The organism is Cupriavidus sp. IDO (assembly GCF_000812465.1).
In the GTDB taxonomy this organism is placed as follows: Bacteria; Pseudomonadota; Gammaproteobacteria; order Burkholderiales; family Burkholderiaceae; genus Cupriavidus.
In genome coordinates, this window is sequence record NZ_JWMA01000022.1 from 40,954 (window position 1) to 58,922 (window position 17,969).

General features: G+C 68.0%; 11 protein-coding genes. 3 read left to right on the forward strand and 8 right to left on the reverse strand.

Annotated elements, in window-relative coordinates; genetic code table 11:
- The first annotated feature begins 64 nt into the window (after positions 1 to 64).
- Positions 65 to 2,131, forward strand: a complete 2,067-nt coding sequence (locus RM96_RS07550) for a TonB-dependent receptor family protein (RefSeq protein WP_443112242.1) — start codon at positions 65 to 67, stop codon at positions 2,129 to 2,131.
- Between the two features lie 27 nt (positions 2,132 to 2,158).
- Here RM96_RS07550 and RM96_RS07555 read toward each other — a convergent pair whose 3' ends face one another.
- On the reverse strand, positions 2,159 to 4,975 hold the full coding sequence (locus RM96_RS07555; RefSeq protein WP_039009403.1) for an AMP-binding protein: 2,817 nt from the start codon (positions 4,973 to 4,975) through the stop codon (positions 2,159 to 2,161).
- A 426-nt stretch (positions 4,976 to 5,401) separates the two neighbouring features.
- Between RM96_RS07555 and mdtD the strand changes: the two genes are divergently transcribed.
- Positions 5,402 to 6,823 (forward strand): multidrug transporter subunit MdtD, encoded by a 1,422-nt coding sequence (gene mdtD / locus RM96_RS07560; RefSeq protein WP_039009405.1) that lies wholly within the window; start codon positions 5,402 to 5,404, stop codon positions 6,821 to 6,823.
- Positions 6,824 to 6,918: 95 nt separating this feature from the next.
- Here the strand turns inward: mdtD and RM96_RS07565 are convergent, their stop codons facing one another.
- The 7 genes from RM96_RS07565 to RM96_RS07595 all read right to left on the reverse strand — a co-directional run bounded on the left by RM96_RS07565 (position 6,919) and on the right by RM96_RS07595 (position 17,289).
- Positions 6,919 to 7,914 (reverse strand): tripartite tricarboxylate transporter substrate-binding protein, encoded by a 996-nt coding sequence (locus RM96_RS07565; RefSeq protein ID WP_039009407.1) that lies wholly within the window; start codon positions 7,912 to 7,914, stop codon positions 6,919 to 6,921.
- Between the two features lie 173 nt (positions 7,915 to 8,087).
- The gene (locus RM96_RS07570; protein ID WP_039009409.1) at positions 8,088 to 10,811 is read right to left on the reverse strand and encodes a nitrate reductase; all 2,724 of its coding nucleotides are present in this window, start codon (positions 10,809 to 10,811) and stop codon (positions 8,088 to 8,090) included.
- A 42-nt stretch (positions 10,812 to 10,853) separates the two neighbouring features.
- Complete coding sequence (locus tag RM96_RS07575) at positions 10,854 to 12,095, reverse strand: NAD(P)/FAD-dependent oxidoreductase (protein ID WP_052279368.1); 1,242 nt, start codon at positions 12,093 to 12,095, stop codon at positions 10,854 to 10,856.
- A gap of 57 nt (positions 12,096 to 12,152) precedes the next feature.
- The gene (gene nirD / locus RM96_RS07580) at positions 12,153 to 12,536 is read right to left on the reverse strand and encodes a nitrite reductase small subunit NirD (protein WP_039009410.1); all 384 of its coding nucleotides are present in this window, start codon (positions 12,534 to 12,536) and stop codon (positions 12,153 to 12,155) included.
- A gap of 16 nt (positions 12,537 to 12,552) precedes the next feature.
- A complete protein-coding gene (nirB, locus tag RM96_RS07585; protein ID WP_039009412.1) occupies positions 12,553 to 15,114 on the reverse strand; it encodes a nitrite reductase large subunit NirB in 2,562 nt (853 codons plus the stop codon).
- A 67-nt stretch (positions 15,115 to 15,181) separates the two neighbouring features.
- Positions 15,182 to 16,501, reverse strand: coding sequence for an MFS transporter (locus RM96_RS07590; RefSeq protein WP_039009414.1), 1,320 nt, complete (start codon positions 16,499 to 16,501; stop codon positions 15,182 to 15,184).
- A gap of 308 nt (positions 16,502 to 16,809) precedes the next feature.
- The gene (locus RM96_RS07595) at positions 16,810 to 17,289 is read right to left on the reverse strand and encodes a winged helix-turn-helix transcriptional regulator (protein WP_039009416.1); all 480 of its coding nucleotides are present in this window, start codon (positions 17,287 to 17,289) and stop codon (positions 16,810 to 16,812) included.
- 79 nt (positions 17,290 to 17,368) lie between these two features.
- Here RM96_RS07595 and RM96_RS07600 point away from each other — a divergent pair, with 79 nt between their 5' ends.
- On the forward strand, positions 17,369 to 17,968 hold the full coding sequence (locus tag RM96_RS07600; protein ID WP_039009418.1) for a GNAT family N-acetyltransferase: 600 nt from the start codon (positions 17,369 to 17,371) through the stop codon (positions 17,966 to 17,968).
- Position 17,969 lies beyond the last annotated feature (1 nt).

Genomic DNA, 17,969 nt, shown 5'->3' on the forward strand with positions numbered 1-17,969 from the left:
GCGCACCCGTCGCCGCTCGCGTCGGCGTCAATGGATGGCGGCGGTTTCCTGCCTTGTGCCGCTGATGGCGGCGCAGGCGGCCGAGCCTGCTCCCAGCCTCGAATCCCTGCCGGACGTCGTGGTCAGCGCCACCCGCAGCGAGCAGCGCCGCTTCGACGCGCCTGCTGCCGTCGACAGCGTTCCCGTCGATCCGCTGCGCGCCACGACGCCGCTGGTCAACCTTTCCGAAGTCCTGAGCATCGTGCCCGGCGTGGCAATACGGGACCGGCAGAACTACTCGCAGGACCTGCAGCTGTCCGTGCGCGGCTTTGGCACGCGCTCCACTTTCGGCGTCCGCGGCGTGCGGCTGTTCGTCGACGGCATTCCCGCCACCATGCCGGACGGGCAGGGCCAGGCCGCCACGGCCGACCTCGCCAACGCGAGCCGCGTGGAGGTATTGCGCGGCCCATTCGCGCAGATGTATGGCAATGCGTCAGGCGGCGTGATGCAGGTGTTCACGCCGGATCCGCCCAAGGACGGCTTCACCGGCCGCGCCTCCACCGGATTCGGCTCCGACGGGCAGTGGCAGGCAGGCGTCGAGCTTGGCGGCGGAAACGACAAACTGGGCGGCACGCTGGATGCGTGGACCTACCAGACCGACGGCTATCGCGACCACGGTGCGGCGCGCCGCTACCAGCTCAATGCCAAGGTGGTCGCGCAGCCGGCGGCCGGTACGCGCGTGACGGGCCAGTTCAACTACTTCAACCAGCCGCTGGCGCAGGATCCGCTGGGCCTGACCCGCGCGCAGGCCGACGCCAATCCCCGCCAGGCCGCGGCGGCGGCCACGCAGTTCGATACCGGCAAGACGGTCGAGCAGACCCAGGCCGGCGTGGTGATCGATCACCAGCTGACCGGGATCGACAGCCTGACGGCGCGGCTTTATGGTGGCACCCGCCAGCTGAACCAGAAGCTCGGCCTGAGCGGCATTGCACCCAGCTCGTCGGGCGGCATCGTCGATCTCGACCGCACCTACGGCGGCGCCGCCCTGTCATGGACACGCCGCACCACGGCAGGCGGCCTGCCGCTGAACTGGAGCGCAGGCATCGAAGCCAACGGCATGCGCGATGGCCGCACCGGCTTCGTTAACCAGAACGGCACGCAAGGCGCGCTGCGCCGCGACGAGACCGACGAGGCCACCGACCTCGGCGCCTTCGCCCAGTTCGACTGGGCCTTTCATCCCGCATGGCAACTGGTCGGCGGCGTGCGGGCCAGCCGGGTCAAGCTGAGCATCGACGATCATTTCATCACACCCGCCAGCCCGGACGACAGCGGCACTTCCACGTACAACAGCGTGAGCCCGGTGCTGGGCCTGGTCTGGCACGCGATGGACACGCTCAACGTCTACGCCAACCTCGGCCGCGGCTTTGAGACGCCAACGCTGACCGAGGTGGCCTACAGCCCCACCGGCAGCGGCAGCAACCTGGGCCTGCAGGCGTCCACCAGCCGCCAGGGCGAGATCGGCGTCAAATGGCAGGATCATGGCCAGCGGCTGGAGGCAGCGCTGTTCGATGCCGACAGCCGCCATGAAGTCGTGCCCCTATCCAACAACGCAGGCCGCACCGTCTATCAGAACGTGGACGGCGTGCGCCGGCGCGGACTGGAACTGGGCTGGCGCGGCAGCTTCTTCGGACAGGTCGGCGCGGCGGAGCCGGGCAAGGGCGGTGGCGGCAGGGTGGAGGCCGGGCTGGCCTACACCTATCTCGACGCCTACTTCGGGGATTCCTTCGCCAACGCGCAGGGCATGACCGTAGCCGCCGGCAACCGGCTGCCCGGCACGGCGCGCCACAGCCTGTTCGCCGACATCGCGTACCGGCCGCTGCCGCCGCTCACGCTTGGCGCGGAGATGCGCGTGGACAGCCGCATCTATGCCGACGATCTCAACACGCAGGCCGCGCCCGGCTATGCCATCTTCAACCTGCGCGCCGGCTACGAATTCCGCGTCGGGCCGACACGCCTCTACGTCTTCGGCCGCATCGACAACATCACCGACCGCAAGTACATCGGTTCGGTGATCGTCAATGAAGCCAACGGCCGGTACTTCGAGCCGGCGCCCGGGCGGCGTTTCTTCGTCGGCTTGCGCGCGGCGCTCTGAACGGCGCGGGACTTGCGTCCCGCGGTATCACCCGCGCAGGGCATCCGGCTCGCCGCAGTAATGCAGGATCTCCGTGCGGGCGGTGTTGCGCAGGCGCATGGCGGCCGGCCAGTCGTTGCCGTCCGGCCAGAGCGGGCTGCCGATGACCACGCCGATCGGCCCCCGGCGCGGCAGCCATTGGCCGTCGCGCAGCACCGAGCGAGTGCCGCGGATGGCAATGGGCACCACCGGCACGCCGGCCCGCGCGGCCGCCAGGAAGGCACCCGAGCGGAAGGCCTGCAGTCCCGGCGCGCGCCCGAAGGTGCCTTCGGGGAAGAACAGCGCCGAGTGCCCGGCGCGCACCGCCGCCACCACTCGCTCCACGTCTTCGTGCTCGCGCACGGTGTCGAAGCGGTCGATGAAGTCGGCGCCGATGCTGGCCAGGTAGGCGCCGGGAATGCGCTGGCTCTGCAGTTCGCGCTTGGCGACCAGGCATACCGGCAAGGGCAGGGCCGCCACCAGCACGATGCCGTCCAGGTAGCTGGCGTGGTTCGAGACCAGGATGCAGGGCCGATCGCGCGGCAGGTGTTCCAGCCCTTGCACGAACCAGGGTACCGCGCCCAGCCTGAGCAGAAGCCGGGCGGCGCGATGGCTGAGCGCCCAGCCCAGTTCCGGCCGGTGCAGCGCGACCGAGGCCAGGCAGGTCGCCGGCGCCAGCGCTGCGAACAGGAGCCAGACGTAGCACGCGTATGACAGGCCCGCAGCGGTCTGCCGCCCGCGACGCAACTCCGGCCGCAGGGCGTGCCAGCCAAAGCGCGCGATCTGCAGCCAGGGCGCTTCCACGCCCCGGCCCGGACGTCCGTGTTCGAAGCGCTCGCGGCAGGCGGCGCGCCGGATCTTGCCGCTCGACGTCTTCAGGATGCTGTGCGGCGGCACCAGGGCGATATGGTCAGGCGGCATGCCCAGTACGTCGAGGGCGGTCTTCAACGCGTGCCGATGCAGCATGCGGCGCGCGCGCACATCTTTCTCGGCGGTTTCGGCCATCACCACGATGCGCTCCGTGCCGCTGTCAGGATCGGGACTGCCGAATACGGCGACGCAGCCCTTGCGTATGCCAGGGATGGCGCCGACCGCCTGTTCCAGCTCGTAGGGATAGATATTGCGGCCGCCGCGTACGATGGTCTCCTTCGCGCGCCCGGTGATGTAGATGTCTTCCGCGGCGATATAGGCATAGTCCCCCGTGTTCAGCCACCCGCGGTCGAACAACTGCCGGGTCTGTTCGGCATTGCGGTAGTAGCCGCTGGTGGCGGAAGGGCCGCGGAACTGCAGCAGTCCCTCGCGACGCTCGGCCAGTTCGCGCCCGGTCGCGTCGACGATGCGGACCTCGTGGCCTGGCAGCGGCCGGCCGCAGGCCGGGAATTCCAGGGTCTCGCGCTCGCTCTCGCCTGCGGGCACAGCCATGGCGGCGCGCGTGAATTCGGCGCGGTCGATGCGGTCGGCGTGCAGCCCGCGGCCCAGCGGCGGGAAGGTCAGGCCCAGCGAGGCTTCCGCCAGTCCATACACCGGGGAGGCAGCTTCCGGGCGCAGGCCGTAAGGGGCGAAGCGCTCCATGAAGGCGCGCATGGTCCGCAGGCTCACCGGCTCGGCGCCATTGAAGGCGAAGCGCCAGCTGGAAAGGTCCAGCCCGGCCAGATCGGCAGCGGCAAGCTTGCGCAGGCACAGCTCATAGGCGAAGTTGGGACCCCCGGAGAGCGTGCCCCGATACTTGTGTATTGCCCAGAGCCAGCGCTCGGGCCGCGCCAGGAAGGCAAGCGGCGACATCACCACCAGCGGGTACGCGTAGTACAGGCTGCCCAGCCACGCGCCGATCAGGCCCATGTCGTGATAGAGCGGCAGCCAGCTGACGAAGACGTCCTGCGAGCCGACAGCCAGTGTCTCGCCCATGGCGCGCAGGTTGGCCAGCAGGTTGGCATGGGTAAGCACGACGCCCTTGGGGGAGCCCGTGCTGCCTGAGGTGTATTGCAGCAGGGCGATGTCGTGCGTGCGCAGCATGGCTTGGACCGGGGCGCAGGTGCTGTCCTCCAGCTCCGCCGGTGTGAGCACGCTGTGCAGCGTTCCCGTGCTGGCCTTGAGCAGCGCAGCCAGCGGCCTGGCCTGCGGTACCGTGATCAGGACCGGCGCCTGTGCGTTGGCCAGGATACCCGCGTGGCGCTGCAGGTGGTCGCCGATCTGCGCCAGCCTCGCCGGCGGATAGAGCGGCACCGGAATACCGCCCGCCAGCAGGATGCCGCAGAAGGTGTAGAAATACTCGGGGCTGGTGGGCAGCATGATGGCTGCCGTCATGCCCGCCCGCAGGCCGTGATCGGCCAGCCCGGCGGCGACGGCCGCGGCGCGGCGGTGCAGCTGCGCAAAGCTGATCGGCGTGTCTTCGCCGGTGCCGTCCTGCAAGACGATGTGGGTGCGGTCTGGGTGGCGGCGCAGGTGCCAGCGCAGCAGGTCCGGCAACGTGGCGGCGCTGTCGGGCGCCTGTGCGGCCGGCAGCGGACCGGCGCGCCGCAGGTGCGCACTGCCCGTTCCCGGCGGCATGTCCTTGGCGGCGAGCACGGCGCGCAGCAGGGCGCGCGGCGTGTCGGCCTGGACAAAAACCTGCTCCGGCAGGCTGACGCCGAAACTGTGCTCGATGCGGGTCAGCAGCTCGGCACGCGTCAGGCTGTCGAAGCCCAGTTCGGCTTCGAGCGTGCTGTCCAGCGAGACCGCTGCCTCGGCCTCGCCGTCGCCCGGCTGGCACATTGCTGACGACATCTCCCGCACGATGCCGAGCAGGGCATCATCGAAGGTCTGGCTGGGGGGCGAATCCTGGCTCATGCAAGGCGGCGTTCCGGATCGCGGCGGGGAGTGACACACCCTTAAGATAGGCTGCTTGTGGGAATTGTCGAGGCAGGCACGGACGGCAAGTGCCGAACTGCATACCGGCCTGGCGCAGCATTGCGCACATGGCACAGAAACCGGCGCTCCGGCATCTCTGTTTCCACCTTCGGCTTCTGGCTGCCTGACCGCGCGCCGGATGCCGGTCGCACGCAAGCCTGAGCGCCAGCGCCTAGAGCAGGGCGCCCCCCCGGCGTTGCTGCCAGAGCCCGGCCAGGCCGGCTTCCGCCTGCATGGTCCCATGCAATGGCTGCAGCTTGTTGCCCGCGGCAAACCGCGCCGTACTTGCCTGATCGCCCGCAGCCGGCATAAGGTGTCGGCTTTGGCCGTCACAAGGGAAGGCGGCCGGCCCCGGAGCAAGCAGCCATGACCACGCCCATGCCCGACGACCACACCCGACGCATCATGCTATGGGTGGTGGCGGTCGGCTTCTTCATGCAGACGCTGGATTCGACCATCGTCAACACGGCGCTGCCGTCAATGGCGCGCAGCCTGGGCGAGAGCCCGCTGCGCATGCAGTCGGTGGTGATCGCCTACTCGCTCACCATGGCAGTGGTGATTCCGGCGTCGGGCTGGCTGGCGGACCGCTTCGGCACGCGCACCATCTTCCAGACCGCGATCGCGCTGTTTGTCGCGGGCTCGCTGCTGTGCGCCTATGCGACGACGCTGCCGTTCCTGGTCGGTGCGCGCATCGTGCAGGGCGTGGGTGGCGCCATGCTGCTGCCGGTGGGGCGGCTCTCGGTCCTGCGCACCTTTCCGAAGGAGCAGTACCTGCAGGCACTGAGCTTCGTTGCCATCCCCGGCATGATCGGCCCGCTGATCGGCCCGACGCTCGGCGGCTGGCTCACGCAGGCGCTGTCATGGCACTGGATCTTCCTGATCAACGTGCCCGTCGGCCTGCTCGGCGCGCTGGCCACCGTCCGCTACATGCCAAACGCAAAGCAGACTGGCATCGGGCGCTTCGACATCGCGGGCTACGTGCTGCTGGCCGTCGCCATGCTGGCGTTGTCGTTCTCGCTGGACGGACTGGCCGAACTCGGCTTCCAGCACGCCACCGTGCTGATGCTGCTGATCGCCAGCATGGCCGCGCTGACCGCCTACGTCCTGCACGCCGGCCGCCGCCGCCAGCCGATCTTTGCCCTGCGGCTGTTCCGCATTCACAGCTTCAGCGTAGGGTTGCTGGGCAACCTGTTCGCCCGCATCGGCAACGGCTCCATGCCGTTCCTGATCCCGCTGACGCTGCAGATCAGCCTGGGCTATTCGCCGTTCAACGCCGGCCTGATGATGCTGCCCGTCACCGCCGCCGGCATGGCCTCCAAGCGGCTCGCCACGCAGCTGATCCAGCGCCACGGCTATCGCCGCGTGCTGGTGACCAACACCTTTGCGGTTGGCGTCGTCATGGCGGCGTTCGCGCTGATCACGCCGCAGCGTCCGCTCTGGCTGGTGATCCCGCTGCTGGCGCTGTTCGGCATGGTCAACTCGATCCAGTTCACGGCGATGAACACCGTCACGCTCAAGGACCTGAGCGGCACCGGCGCGAGCAGCGGCAACAGCATGCTGTCAATGGTGCAGATGCTGTCGATGAGCCTGGCGGTGACATCGGCGGGGGCGTTGCTGGCGACTTTCGAGCAGGGCTTCGGCAACCGGCCGTCAGGCGTGCTGCCGGCGTTTCATGCGACGTTCATCTGCATGGGGCTGATCACTTGCGCGTCGGCGTGGATCTTCATGCAGCTGGCGCCGCAGGAGGCTAAGGTGGCGGGGAAGGTGCAGCATGCGGGGGAGGTGTGACGACGTGATGCCGGCCCGGTGCGGCCCGCCCCACGACCTGTCGATGGCCCGCGAATCCGGCAGGGATCCGCGAGGCCGTTCCATGCGGGATAGGCTCAGTCCGCCTCCACCTTCATCGTCTTCAACAACGGCTGCCACTTGTCGCTCTCGGCCTTGAGCATCGTCCTCAGGCCTTCCGGCGTCTGCTTGTCCACGGGCACGATCTGCGCGCCGAGGCTGTCCAGCTTCTTCACCACCATCGGATCCTGCAGGCCCTTCTGCAGCGCCCTGGTCAGCCGTGCCACGGCGGCGGGCGGCGTGCCCCTGGGCGCGTAGATGCCGTGCCAGACCTTGACGTCGAAGCCCTTGAGGCCGCCTTCCTGCAATGTCGGCACATTGGGCAGCGCCTTGATACGCGCAGGGGTCGTGACGCCGAACAGCTTGACGCGGTCAGCCTGGATATGCGGCAGGGTTGCCGTGGTCTGGTCGCACAGCAGGTCGACCTGTCCGCCCAGCAATGCGGTCAACGCGGGGCCGGCGCCCTGGTAGGGGATGGCGTTCAGCTTGACGTGGACGGATTCCTCGAACAGCAGGCCGCACAACTGGGAAACCGCGCCCAGCCCCGCATTGGCCAGCGATACCTTGTCTTTGTTCTGCGTCACGTATTTGATCAGCTCCGGCACCGTCGTGGCGGGGATGTCCTTGCGCCCCATGAAGGTCATCGGCACGTCCGCCACCTGCCCGACGTACTCGAAATCCTTGAGCGGCGCGTATGACAGCTTTTTGTAGAGCGCCGGCGCGGTGGCCATGCCGTTGTGATGGATCAGCAGCGTGTAGCCGTCGGGCTGCGCGCGGGCGACGAAGGCGGCGGCTACCGTGCCGCCCGCCCCGGTGCGGTTTTCCACCACCACGCTCTGGCCGAGATCCTGCGACATCGCATGGGCCAGCGTGCGCGCCACGACATCGGTTGGCCCGCCGGCGGAATAGGGAACGACCAGGGTGATCGGTTTGGCGGGATAGGCGTCTGCGGCCATTGAGCCGGCCGAGATAAACAGACATGCCACGCCGGCCAGCCATCGCGGGCCGGCGTGCAGGATCCTTGCATCCTTCATTGCTGTCTCCAGATGAGTGCCGTCCCGTGTATCGGGGCTGGCTTTCGAGGGGCGCGCGACTAGCATGGCGTCGGCGTCTGGAGACGGCAATCTGGATCTCGTGAAGGCTCCCTAATTCATAGCGGAAGGTTCCGGCGCGGGCCGTTGTGTGCAGTGCACCAGGCCACCGATCGTCAGGCGGTCTCCGCCACCCGGATCTCCACCAGCAGCTTCTTCAGCTCCGGCACGCACGAGCCGCAGTTGCCACCGGCCTTGACGCAGGCGGTGATCTCGGCCGGCGTCTTCAGGTCGTGCTTGCGCACTGCATCACAGATGGTGTTGCGGCCCACGCCGAAGCACGAGCATACGGTGGGGCCGGCGTCGGCGCCTTTCTCCAGCGGCTGGCCCAGCAGCAGGCCGATGCGGTCGGTGTCTTCGAGCCGCTCGCGGCCGAACAGGCCGGACAGCCAGGCACGCGACGGCAGTTCGGGCCGCACGGAAACGTAGACGCAGGCTTCGAGCCGGTCGTTGACCACATAGCCTGCGTGGTAGACGCCGGCGCTGCGGTCTTCGTACTCGAGCCAGTCGGCGTCCGGGTCGGTCACGCCGAGCAGTGCGCGGGCCCAGGCGGTGCGATCGGAAATGGCCTCCCGGCCGGCGAATTCGTAGCGCTGGAACTGGCGGCCCTGCACGCGCGTCCAGTAAGTGAGCGCGTCCGCGGGCAATTCGCCCCGGCTCAGCGCGAAGCCGTGCCAGGTTACGCCGAACGGTTCCACGCGCACCGGCGTGTGCTTGAATTCAGGTTCTCCGGAGACCGGGTCGACCACCGGATTCACCAGCGCACCCACGCGCGCATCCGAGCTGAACTGCCCGTTCCAGTGGATCGGCACGAACACGCTGCCGCGCGGGATACCGCCGCCGTGGTGCACACGCGCCACCATCGCCCCCCAGCGCGTGCTGACGCGCGCGAGCTTGCCTTCGCCGACGCCGCACAGCAGCGCATCCTGCGGATGCATGTCGACGAACGGCTCGGGCAGGTGGTCGGCCAGGCGTGCGGACTTGCCGGTGCGCGTCATGGTGTGCCACTGGTCGCGCACGCGGCCGGTGTTGAGGATCAGCGGAAAATCGTCGTCCGGCGCGTGTGCCGGCGCACGCGTCGGCGTGGCGACGAAGCGTGCGCGGCCGTCGGCATGGGCAAAGCGGCCATCGGCAAACAGCCGCTGCGTGCCGGCTGCCGCGTGTGCAGGCACCGGCCACTGCATGGGCTCGAAGGCGTCATAGGTGTCCTTGTCCATGCCCGCGAGGCCACCGATGTCGAAGGCGCGGGGCGCTTCCGCGTTGCGGCAGGCGCTCAGTCGTGCATGCTCGTCGAAGATCTGGTGCGGGCTGTCGAACTCGAAGCCGGCGAAGCCCATGCGGCGCGCCATGTCGCACAGGATGTGCCAGTCGGCACGGGCCTCGCCCGGCGCGGGCAGGAAGGCCCGCTGGCGCGAGATGCGGCGTTCCGAGTTGGTGACCGTGCCGTCCTTTTCGCCCCAGCCCAGCGCGGGCAGCAGCACGTGGGCGGCGTTGTTGGTGTCGGTGCGCTCGATGATGTCCGAGCTGACCACCAGTTCGCACTTCGCCAGCGCGCGGCGCACCTGGTCGGCATCGGGCAGGCTCACGACGGGATTGGTGGCAATGACCCACACGGCCTTGACGCGGCCGGCTTCGACGGCTTCGAACAGTTCTACCGCCTTCAGGCCAGGCCGGTCAGCCATGGCGGGCGATTGCCAGAAGCCCTGCACGATCTCGCGATGCAGCGGATTGGCCAGCTCCATGTGCGCCGCGAGCATGTTGGCAAGTCCGCCGACTTCGCGCCCGCCCATCGCGTTCGGCTGACCGGTCAGCGAGAACGGGCCCATGCCCGGGCGGCCGATGCGCCCGGTCAGCAGGTGGCAGTTGATGATGCTGTTGACCTTGTCAGTGCCGGCCGATGACTGGTTAACGCCTTGCGAGAACGCCGTGACGACCTTCTCCGTTTCGGCAAACAGCTGGTAGAACGCCAGCACGTCCTGCACATCCAGCTTGCAGGCGCGTGCCACAGCGGCCGGATCGGCGCAGTCGACATCCGCGGCCTGCAAGGCTGCGTCGAGGTCAGTGGTGTTGCCTGTGACGAAGGCGGCGTTCGCCCGTCCTTCACGTGCCAGGTAGCTCAGCAGGCCGTTGAACAGCCACACGTCAGTGCCGGGGCGCAGCGCTAGATGGAGGTCGGCCAGTTCGCACGTGGCGGTGCGGCGCGGATCGATCGCCACGATCTTCATATCGGGGCGCGCTTCCTTGGCCTTCGACAGCCGCTGGAACAGGATCGGGTGGCACCACGCGGTGTTGGAGCCCACCAGCACGACCAGGTCGGCCAGTTCCAGGTCCTCGTAGTTGCCCGGCACCAGGTCTTCGCCGAAGGCGCGCTTGTGGCCGGCGACCGCGGACGACATGCACAGGCGCGAATTGGTGTCGATATTGGCGCTGCCGATGAAGCCCTTCATCAGCTTGTTGGCGATGTAGTAGTCCTCGGTCAGCAGTTGGCCGGAGACGTAGAGCGCGACCGAGTCCGGACCGTGCTGGCGGATGATGTCCGAGAATCCTTGTGCCACGGCGTCGAGCGCGTGGTCCCACGAGACCTGCTGCAGGGTGCCGTCCGCGTCGCGCAGCTTGGGATGCAGCAGGCGGCCCGACAGATCCACCGTTTCGCCCAGCGCCGAGCCCTTCACGCAGAGGCGGCCCTGGTTGGACGGATGCGCCGCATCGCCCTCGATCTCCAGCTGGCCGTCGGCGCGCGGTGTGGCACGCACGCCGCAGCCAACACCGCAATACGGACAGGTGGTGGCGGTGGTCTTGGTCAGGGTGGCAGAAATGACCGGGATGTCGGACAGATTCACGCGTTCTCCGTGCGGGGGGCGATGTCTTGCTTCTGATTCAGTCTAGGCGGCGAGCGCCTCGCACTGGGCCTTGCCGAACAGCAGCCGCTGGCGCAGCGCGCCGACCGGTGCACGGCTCTGGATCATGTCGAAGTACCACGGGCCGTCCTGCACGTCGCCGTACAGCACGGCGCCGACCAGGCGACCGCCTTCGAGCACCAGCCGCTTGTACACGCCGCGGCGCGGATCGCGCAGCACCAGGTCTTCGCTGCCTTCGCCGCCGATGAAATCGCCGGCGGAGTAAAGGTCCACGCCCGTCACCTTCAGCTTGGTGGCGGTGGCCTGCTGGATGTAGCGGCGGTGGCCCGCGCCCGCCAGGTGGGCGGCGCACACGCGCGCCTGGTCCCAGATCGGCGCCACCAGGCCGAAGGTGGCCTGGCGGTGCTGCACGCATTCGCCCACGGCGTAAACGCGCGGGTCATAGGTCTGCAGCGTGTCGTCGACGACGATGGCACGCTCGCAGTGCAGGCCGGCCTGGGCGGCCAGCTCGATATTGGGGCGCACGCCCGCGGTCATCACCACCAGGTCGGCCGGGATCTCGCTGCCGTCCTTGAAGCGCACCGCGGTGACGCGCTCGGTGCCAATGATCTCGGCAGTCTGCGCGCCCAGCAGGAAGCGCAGGCCCTTGCGCTCCAGCGCGCCCTGGAGCAGCGCGGCCGCGGGCTTGTCGAGCTGGCGTTCCATCAGGGAGTCGCACAGGTGCACGACCGTCACGTCCATGCCCTGGCGCAGCAGGCCGTTGGCGGCTTCCAGCCCCAGCAGGCCGCCGCCGATCACCACCGCGTGGCGGTGGTTGCTGGCGGCGTGCAGCATGATTTCCACGTCCTGGATGTCGCGAAAGGCGATCACGCCATCGAGCTGGTGACCCGGCACCGGCAGGATGAACGGCTTGGAGCCGGTCGCCAGCAGCAGGCGGTCGTAGCGCACTTCGCGCCCCGATGCCGAGCGCACCAGCCGGCGCGCGCGGTCGATGGCCACCACGGGGTCGCCGGCCAGCAGCTCGATGCCGTTCTGCTCATACCACTCGCGCGTGTTGAGCATGATGTCGGCAACGGTCTTCTCGCCCGCCAGCACCGGCGATAGCAGGATGCGGTTGTAGTTGCCGTGCGGCTCGGCCCCGAACACCGTGATGTCGTAGAGGTCCGGCGCGAGCTTCAGCAGCTCTTCGACGGTACGCATGCCGGCCATGCCGTTGCCGACAACGACCAGGCGCTGTCGGGCTTTGGGGGGGGCGGATGGCGTCATGCGCGACATCTCCGTGGAAAGCATGGTGTCGGGTCCGATATCGGGCGTCAGGGGGCGTCAGGCTGCGAGTTCTTCCTCGGCTTCCCGGCGTAGCACGCTGGCGGCGACCCATACCTTGCCGTCATAGACACGCGCGGGATAGGCGCTGACCGAGTGGTCCGGGGCTTCCAGGCATTCACCGGTGCTCAGGTCAAAGTGCTGTTTGTAGATGGGCGAGGCCACCACCACGCGCTCGCCAAGGCTGCCGACCAGTCCACGCGAGAGCACGGCTGCCTGCGAGTTGGGATCGAAATTGTCGATGGCATATACCTCTTCGCCGCGGCCGATGCGGAATACGGCAACCTGGCGGTCGTCCACCAGTGCGCAGACACCGGTATTGGGCACGATATCGCGCAGGGTGCAGATGGCGGTCCAGGTTTCGGGATAGTGGGCAGGGCTCATCACGTTCTCCTTGGTATCAGGCTGCTTTTGCGGGCACGGCAACCACGGGGATGTGGCTCAGGCGGGAGCGTTGCAAGATCCGTTCCTCGGGCGTGGCCGGGCGGATCTGCCCGCGCTCTTCCATGAAGACGAGGTTGTCGTCGCGGCGGTCGCTGTTGACGAAGTGGCGGAAGCGCTTGCGCGTCTCGGGGTCGGTCACGGCCTTCTTCCACTCGTCCTCGTAGGTGTCGACCACATGCTGCATCTCGCCTTCCAGCTCGGCGGCGATACCCAGCTTGTCGTCCAGGACCACGGCCTTCAGGTAGTCCAGGCCGCCTTCCAGGTTGTCGCGCCACACGCTGGTGCGTTGCAGGCGGTCGGCGGTGCGCACGTAGAACATCAGGAAGCGGTCGATGTAGCGCACCAGCGTGTCGTGGTCGAGGTCGCTCGCCAGCAGTTCGGCGTGGCGCGGCTTCATGCCGCCGTTGCCGCACACATACAGGTTCCAGCCCTTGTCGGTGGCGATCACGCCCACGTCCTTGCCCTGCGCCTCGGCGCATTCGCGCGTGCACCCCGAGACGCCGAACTTGATCTTGTGCGGCGCGCGCAGGCCCTTGTAGCGGTTCTCCAGCTCGATGGCGAGGCCGACCGAATCGCCCACGCCATAGCGGCACCAGGTGGAGCCCACGCAGGACTTCACCGTGCGCAGCGCCTTGCCGTAGGCGTGGCCGGACTCGAAGCCGGCGGCGATCAGCTCTTCCCAGATATAGGGCAGTTCCTCGGCACGGGCGCCGAACAGGTCGACACGCTGGCCGCCGGTGATCTTGGTGTACAGGCCGTATTTCTTGGCGACCTGGCCGACGGCGATCAGGCCTTCGGGCGTCACTTCGCCGCCCGGCATGCGCGGCACCACCGAATAGGTGCCGTCCTTCTGGATGTTGGCGAGGTAGTAGTCGTTGGAGTCCTGCAGGCTGGCGTGCTCTTCCTTCAGCACGAATTCGTTCCAGCACGAAGCTAGGATGCTGCCGACGGTAGGCTTGCAGATATCGCAGCCCAGGCCCTTGCCATGCGCGTGCAGCAGCTCGTCGAAGGTCTTGTGCTTGCCCACGCGCACCATGTGGTACAGCTCCTGGCGCGAGTAGGGGAAGTGCTCGCAGAGATGGTTGTTGACGGCCATGCCCTGCTTCTTCATCTCGGCCTTCATGATCTGCGTGACCAGCGGCACGCAGCCGCCGCACGCGGTGCCGGCCTTGGTGCAGGTCTTGAGCGCACCGATGCTGGTAGCGCCGTCGCACACGGCCGCGCAGATCTCGCTCTTCGAGACGTTGTTGCACGAGCAGATCTGGGCAGTGTCGGGCAGGGCGTCGGCGCCGAGCGCCGGCTTCGCCTTGCCGCTGCTGTCGGGCAGGATCAGGAACTCGGGCGATTCCGGCAGCTCGATCTTGTTGAGCATCATCTGCAGCAGCGTGCCGTACTCGCTGGCGTCGCCGATCAGCACGCCGCCCAGCAGGTACTTGCCGCAGTCGGACACCACCAGCTTCTTGTAGACCTCCTTGCGGTCGTCGCAGAACTGGTAGAAGCGCGCGCCCGGCACCGTGCCGTGCGGGTCGCCGATGCTGGCCACGTCCACGCCCATCAGCTTGAGCTTGGTGCTCATGTCGGCGCCGCCGAACTCGGCGGCTTCGCCCTGCAGGTGGCGCGCGGCAACGCGGGCCATGTCGTAGCCCGGCGCGACCAGGCCGTAGATCTTGCCTTGCCACAGCGCGCATTCGCCGATGGCGTAGATGTCGGGGTCCGAGGTGCGGCACTGGTTGTCCACCACGACGCCGCCGCGCTCGCCCACGGTCAGGCCGCTGGCGCGGGCCAGCTCGTCGCGCGGGCGGATGCCGGCCGAGAACACGATCATGTCGGTGTCCAGGTGCGTGCCGTCGGCAAACACCATGCGGTGCGTGCCGTCTTCGCCGTCGATGATCTCCACCGTGTTCTTGCCGGTGTGCGCGGTCACGCCCAGGCCCGCGATCTTCTGGCGCAGCATGCGGCCGCCGCCTTCGTCGACCTGCACGGCCATCAGGCGCGGGGCGAATTCCACCACGTGCGTCTGCAGGTCCATGTCGTGCAGCGCCTTGGCGCATTCCAGGCCCAGCAGGCCGCCGCCGACGACCACGCCGGTCTTCGAGCGCGCGCCACATTCACGCATCGCTTCCAGGTCTTCGATGGTGCGGTAGACAAAGCAGTCCTTGCGGTCCTTGCCCGGCACCGGCGGCACGAAGGGATAGGAGCCGGTGGCGAGGATGAGCTTGTCATAGGACAGGGTCTCGCCGGTGGACACGGTCACCGTGCGCGCAGCGCGGTCGATCTCCACGGCGCGGGCATTCAGGCGCAGCAGCATGTTGTTGTGCTGCTCGAAGAAGCCCGCGGGCACCAGCGACAGGTCTTCTGCCGACTTGCCGGCAAAGAACTCGGACAGGTGCACGCGATCGTAGGCGGGACGCGGTTCTTCGCACAGCACGGTCACTTCCACGTTCTGCGCGCCGGCTTCCGCCAGGCACTCCAGGAACTTGTGACCCACCATGCCGTGGCCGACGATGATCAGTTTCATGATGCTTTCCTTGTCCGGTAGTCAGTCTTTGCTGCTTGTTGTGTGCTGCTGAGGAGATGCGGGGAATTCAGTTGGCCAGCGCGCTGTCGTACAGGGCCTGCTCGCGTTCCTTGTGCTCGGCGCTGAAGCGCACGGCGATGGCGCACAGCGCGGCGATCGTCGCCATCACGCCCAGGGCGGTCAGCGTGTGCTGCAGGTCGCCCAGGCCCTTCAACAGGAAGCCGGCCGCCACGGCGCCCACGTTGCCGCCCGCGCCGATGATCCCGGCCACGCCGCCCAGCGCCTTGCGGTCGATGAAAGGCACCAGCGCATAGGTGGCACCGCAGGCCATGTGGGTGAACAGGCCGAACAGCAGCATGGCGACCACGGCCAGCGTTACGCTGCCGGCCTGCGCGAACCACAGCAGGCCCAGGCCTTCGCCCATGATCAGCACGAACAGCAGCGTGGAGCGTGCGTCCAGGCCGCGGCGGCGTGCCGCCTTGTCCGACAGCCAGCCACCCAGGGCGCGGGCAAACAGCGCCAGCAGGCCGAAGCTCGCGGCAGCCAAGCCGGCGGCCTTCAGGCTCAGGCCGAAGCGGTCCACGTAGTACGACGCGGCGATGTTGTGGATGAAGATCTCCACGCCGAAGCAGGCGCCGTAGGTGATGAAGAGCAGCCACACGCGGTAGTTGGCGCTGGCGGCGCGGAAGCTGGCCCAGCCGCCGCCCTTGCCGCCGTCTTTGCCGACGATGGCGATGCCCCGGGCGCGCAGGTCCGAGTAGTTGCCTTCCGGGCAGTCCTGCGTGAAGCGCCAGTAGATGACGGCCATCACCAGCATCAGCACACCCGGCACCAGCAGGGCAATGCGCCAGCCGAGCGCGTGGTCGGCGCCGAGCATCAGCACCGCGCCCAGCAGCAGCGGCATCAGCGCCTGCGCCGCGCCGCCGCCGGCATTCCCCCAGCCGGCCGCGGCCGCGTTGGCGGTGCCGACCACGTTGGGCGCGAACATGACTGAGGTGTGGTACTGCGTGATGACGAAGCTCGCGCCAACCGCGCCGATCAGCAGGCGGAAGAACAGGAAGGTCTCGTAGCTCTGCGCCAGCGCCACGCCCAGCACGGGCAGCGCACCGAGCGCCAGCAGGCCGGTGTAGGTCTTGCGCGGGCCGAAGCGGTCGCACATCGGGCCGATCACCAGGCGCACGAGAATGGTCACCGCCACCGCCGCGATATTGATATTGGCGATCTGGCCCGGCGTCAGGCCGAATTCGCCCTTGAGCACCGGCATCAGCGGCGCGCAGGCGAACCACGCAAAGAAGCAGACGAAGAACGCCATCCAGGTCAGGTGGAAGGCGCGCATCTGCGGGGTGCGCAGAGTCAGCAGTTGAATGCGGGTGGCTTTGCCGGTCATCGTCGCTTGCTCCAAAAACAAATGGCGTCCCGCAAACCGGTCTTGGACCGTTTCAGGGGACGCCGTTGTCCTGACAGCGGCTACATGGGATAGCCGCTGCGTGTGTGGGGTGGGCGGATCGCCGTTGATCGGCCCGCACTCCATTACGCAAGGCCCGTGCCAGTTACGGAAGTGACGATGGAGGAGGCTCAGGCCCGTTCAGGCGACGCAGAGGGCTATTGCGATGCGCTGCCGTGGGGCGGCAGCGCGAGGGACGGCACAGTCATGGTGCAGTGCAGTGTGCTGCGACGGTGCGGTGCGGAAGAAATTCAGGTATTGGAAGTGCCCCTAGCGACGGGCAGGAGTTCCATATCCCTGGGCGATACCAGCTCGCCATCCTCATCGACGATTGCGGCGTGCACCAGCTGGCCGTTAGCGCGGGAGCGGATCTGCACCGGACCTTCGCCGTTCTGCGCAAGGTGTGCGTCGCCCCATTGCATCAGGCCGACCAGCACGGGCAGCAACTCCACGGCGGCACGCGTGGGGCGGTATTCGAAGCGCTCCCGCTCGCCGGGCTCGCGGTAGCCGACCCGGCGCAGCAGGCCGGCTTCGGTCAGTGTCTTCAGGCGCGCGGAGAGCACGGCAGGAGAGCATTCGAGCCGGCGCAGGAATTCATCGAAGCGCGTCACGCCGTGGAAAACGTCGCGCAGGATCAGGATCGTCCACTTTTCGCCGATCAGCGAAAGTGTGGAGGCGATCGAGCAGTAACGGAGGTCCGAAGCAGTGGCTTTCATGATGGATTCAAGCATAGCACCCTAACTTCATTTGCAAAAGTCAGGTGTTTGCCTATACTCTGACTACTGAGTTTGTAGTCAGATGGGGTGCGACATGTTCAGTTCGGAATTGGCGGAAGTCGAAGCACAAGAACAACCCGTGGAGGAAGAAAGCTGGCGCGTGCGCGGGGGCGAATGCGTCACGCTGCGCTCCGCGCACGCGGCGGACGAGATAGCGGTCCGGCAGATGGTGGACGGGCTGTCGCGGGAAAGCCGCTACTTCCGCTTCCTGACGGGCGGCCGCGTGGTGGAACACATTGTCGACGGCCTGGTAGCACCGGGGCGGGGCGGCGTGGCGCTGGTGGTGATGGCAAGGCATGGCGATGAGGAAGCCGTCATCGCAAACGGCCAGTACGTGGTCACGGGCGACCGAGTTGCCGAATTCGCCGTGGTGGTCGCCGATGCATGGCAAGGACAGGGGCTGGGTCGCCGCCTGATCAACAAGTTGCAGCAGCTGGCGCGCTCGGCAGGGCTGCGGCTGATGCGCGGAGACGTGCTCAGCGAGAACCGCCGCATGCTCGCCATCCTGCGCGATTGCGGCTTCAGCACCCGGCGCAATCCGGAAGACAGTTTCCTGCACGAAGTGACGATGCCGCTCGCGCAGTCTGCCGCGGCGCCGCAGCGGTTGCCGGCGGACTGGCTCGGTGCGCGCTGAT

Bases quoted from the DNA above. Each gene is read 5' to 3' on its own strand.
- RM96_RS07550 (WP_443112242.1), top strand. From the start codon at position 65: ATGGCGGCGCAGGCGGCCGAGCCTGCTCCCAGCCTCGAATCCCTGCCG.
- RM96_RS07555 (WP_039009403.1), bottom strand. From the start codon at position 4,975: ATGAGCCAGGATTCGCCCCCCAGCCAGACCTTCGATGATGCCCTGCTC.
- mdtD (WP_039009405.1), top strand. From the start codon at position 5,402: ATGACCACGCCCATGCCCGACGACCACACCCGACGCATCATGCTATGG.
- RM96_RS07565 (WP_039009407.1), bottom strand. From the start codon at position 7,914: ATGAAGGATGCAAGGATCCTGCACGCCGGCCCGCGATGGCTGGCCGGC.
- RM96_RS07575 (WP_052279368.1), bottom strand. From the start codon at position 12,095: ATGACGCCATCCGCCCCCCCCAAAGCCCGACAGCGCCTGGTCGTTGTC.
- nirD (WP_039009410.1), bottom strand. From the start codon at position 12,536: ATGAGCCCTGCCCACTATCCCGAAACCTGGACCGCCATCTGCACCCTG.
- nirB (WP_039009412.1), bottom strand. From the start codon at position 15,114: ATGAAACTGATCATCGTCGGCCACGGCATGGTGGGTCACAAGTTCCTG.
- RM96_RS07590 (WP_039009414.1), bottom strand. From the start codon at position 16,501: ATGACCGGCAAAGCCACCCGCATTCAACTGCTGACTCTGCGCACCCCG.
- RM96_RS07595 (WP_039009416.1), bottom strand. From the start codon at position 17,289: ATGCTTGAATCCATCATGAAAGCCACTGCTTCGGACCTCCGTTACTGC.
- RM96_RS07600 (WP_039009418.1), top strand. From the start codon at position 17,369: ATGTTCAGTTCGGAATTGGCGGAAGTCGAAGCACAAGAACAACCCGTG.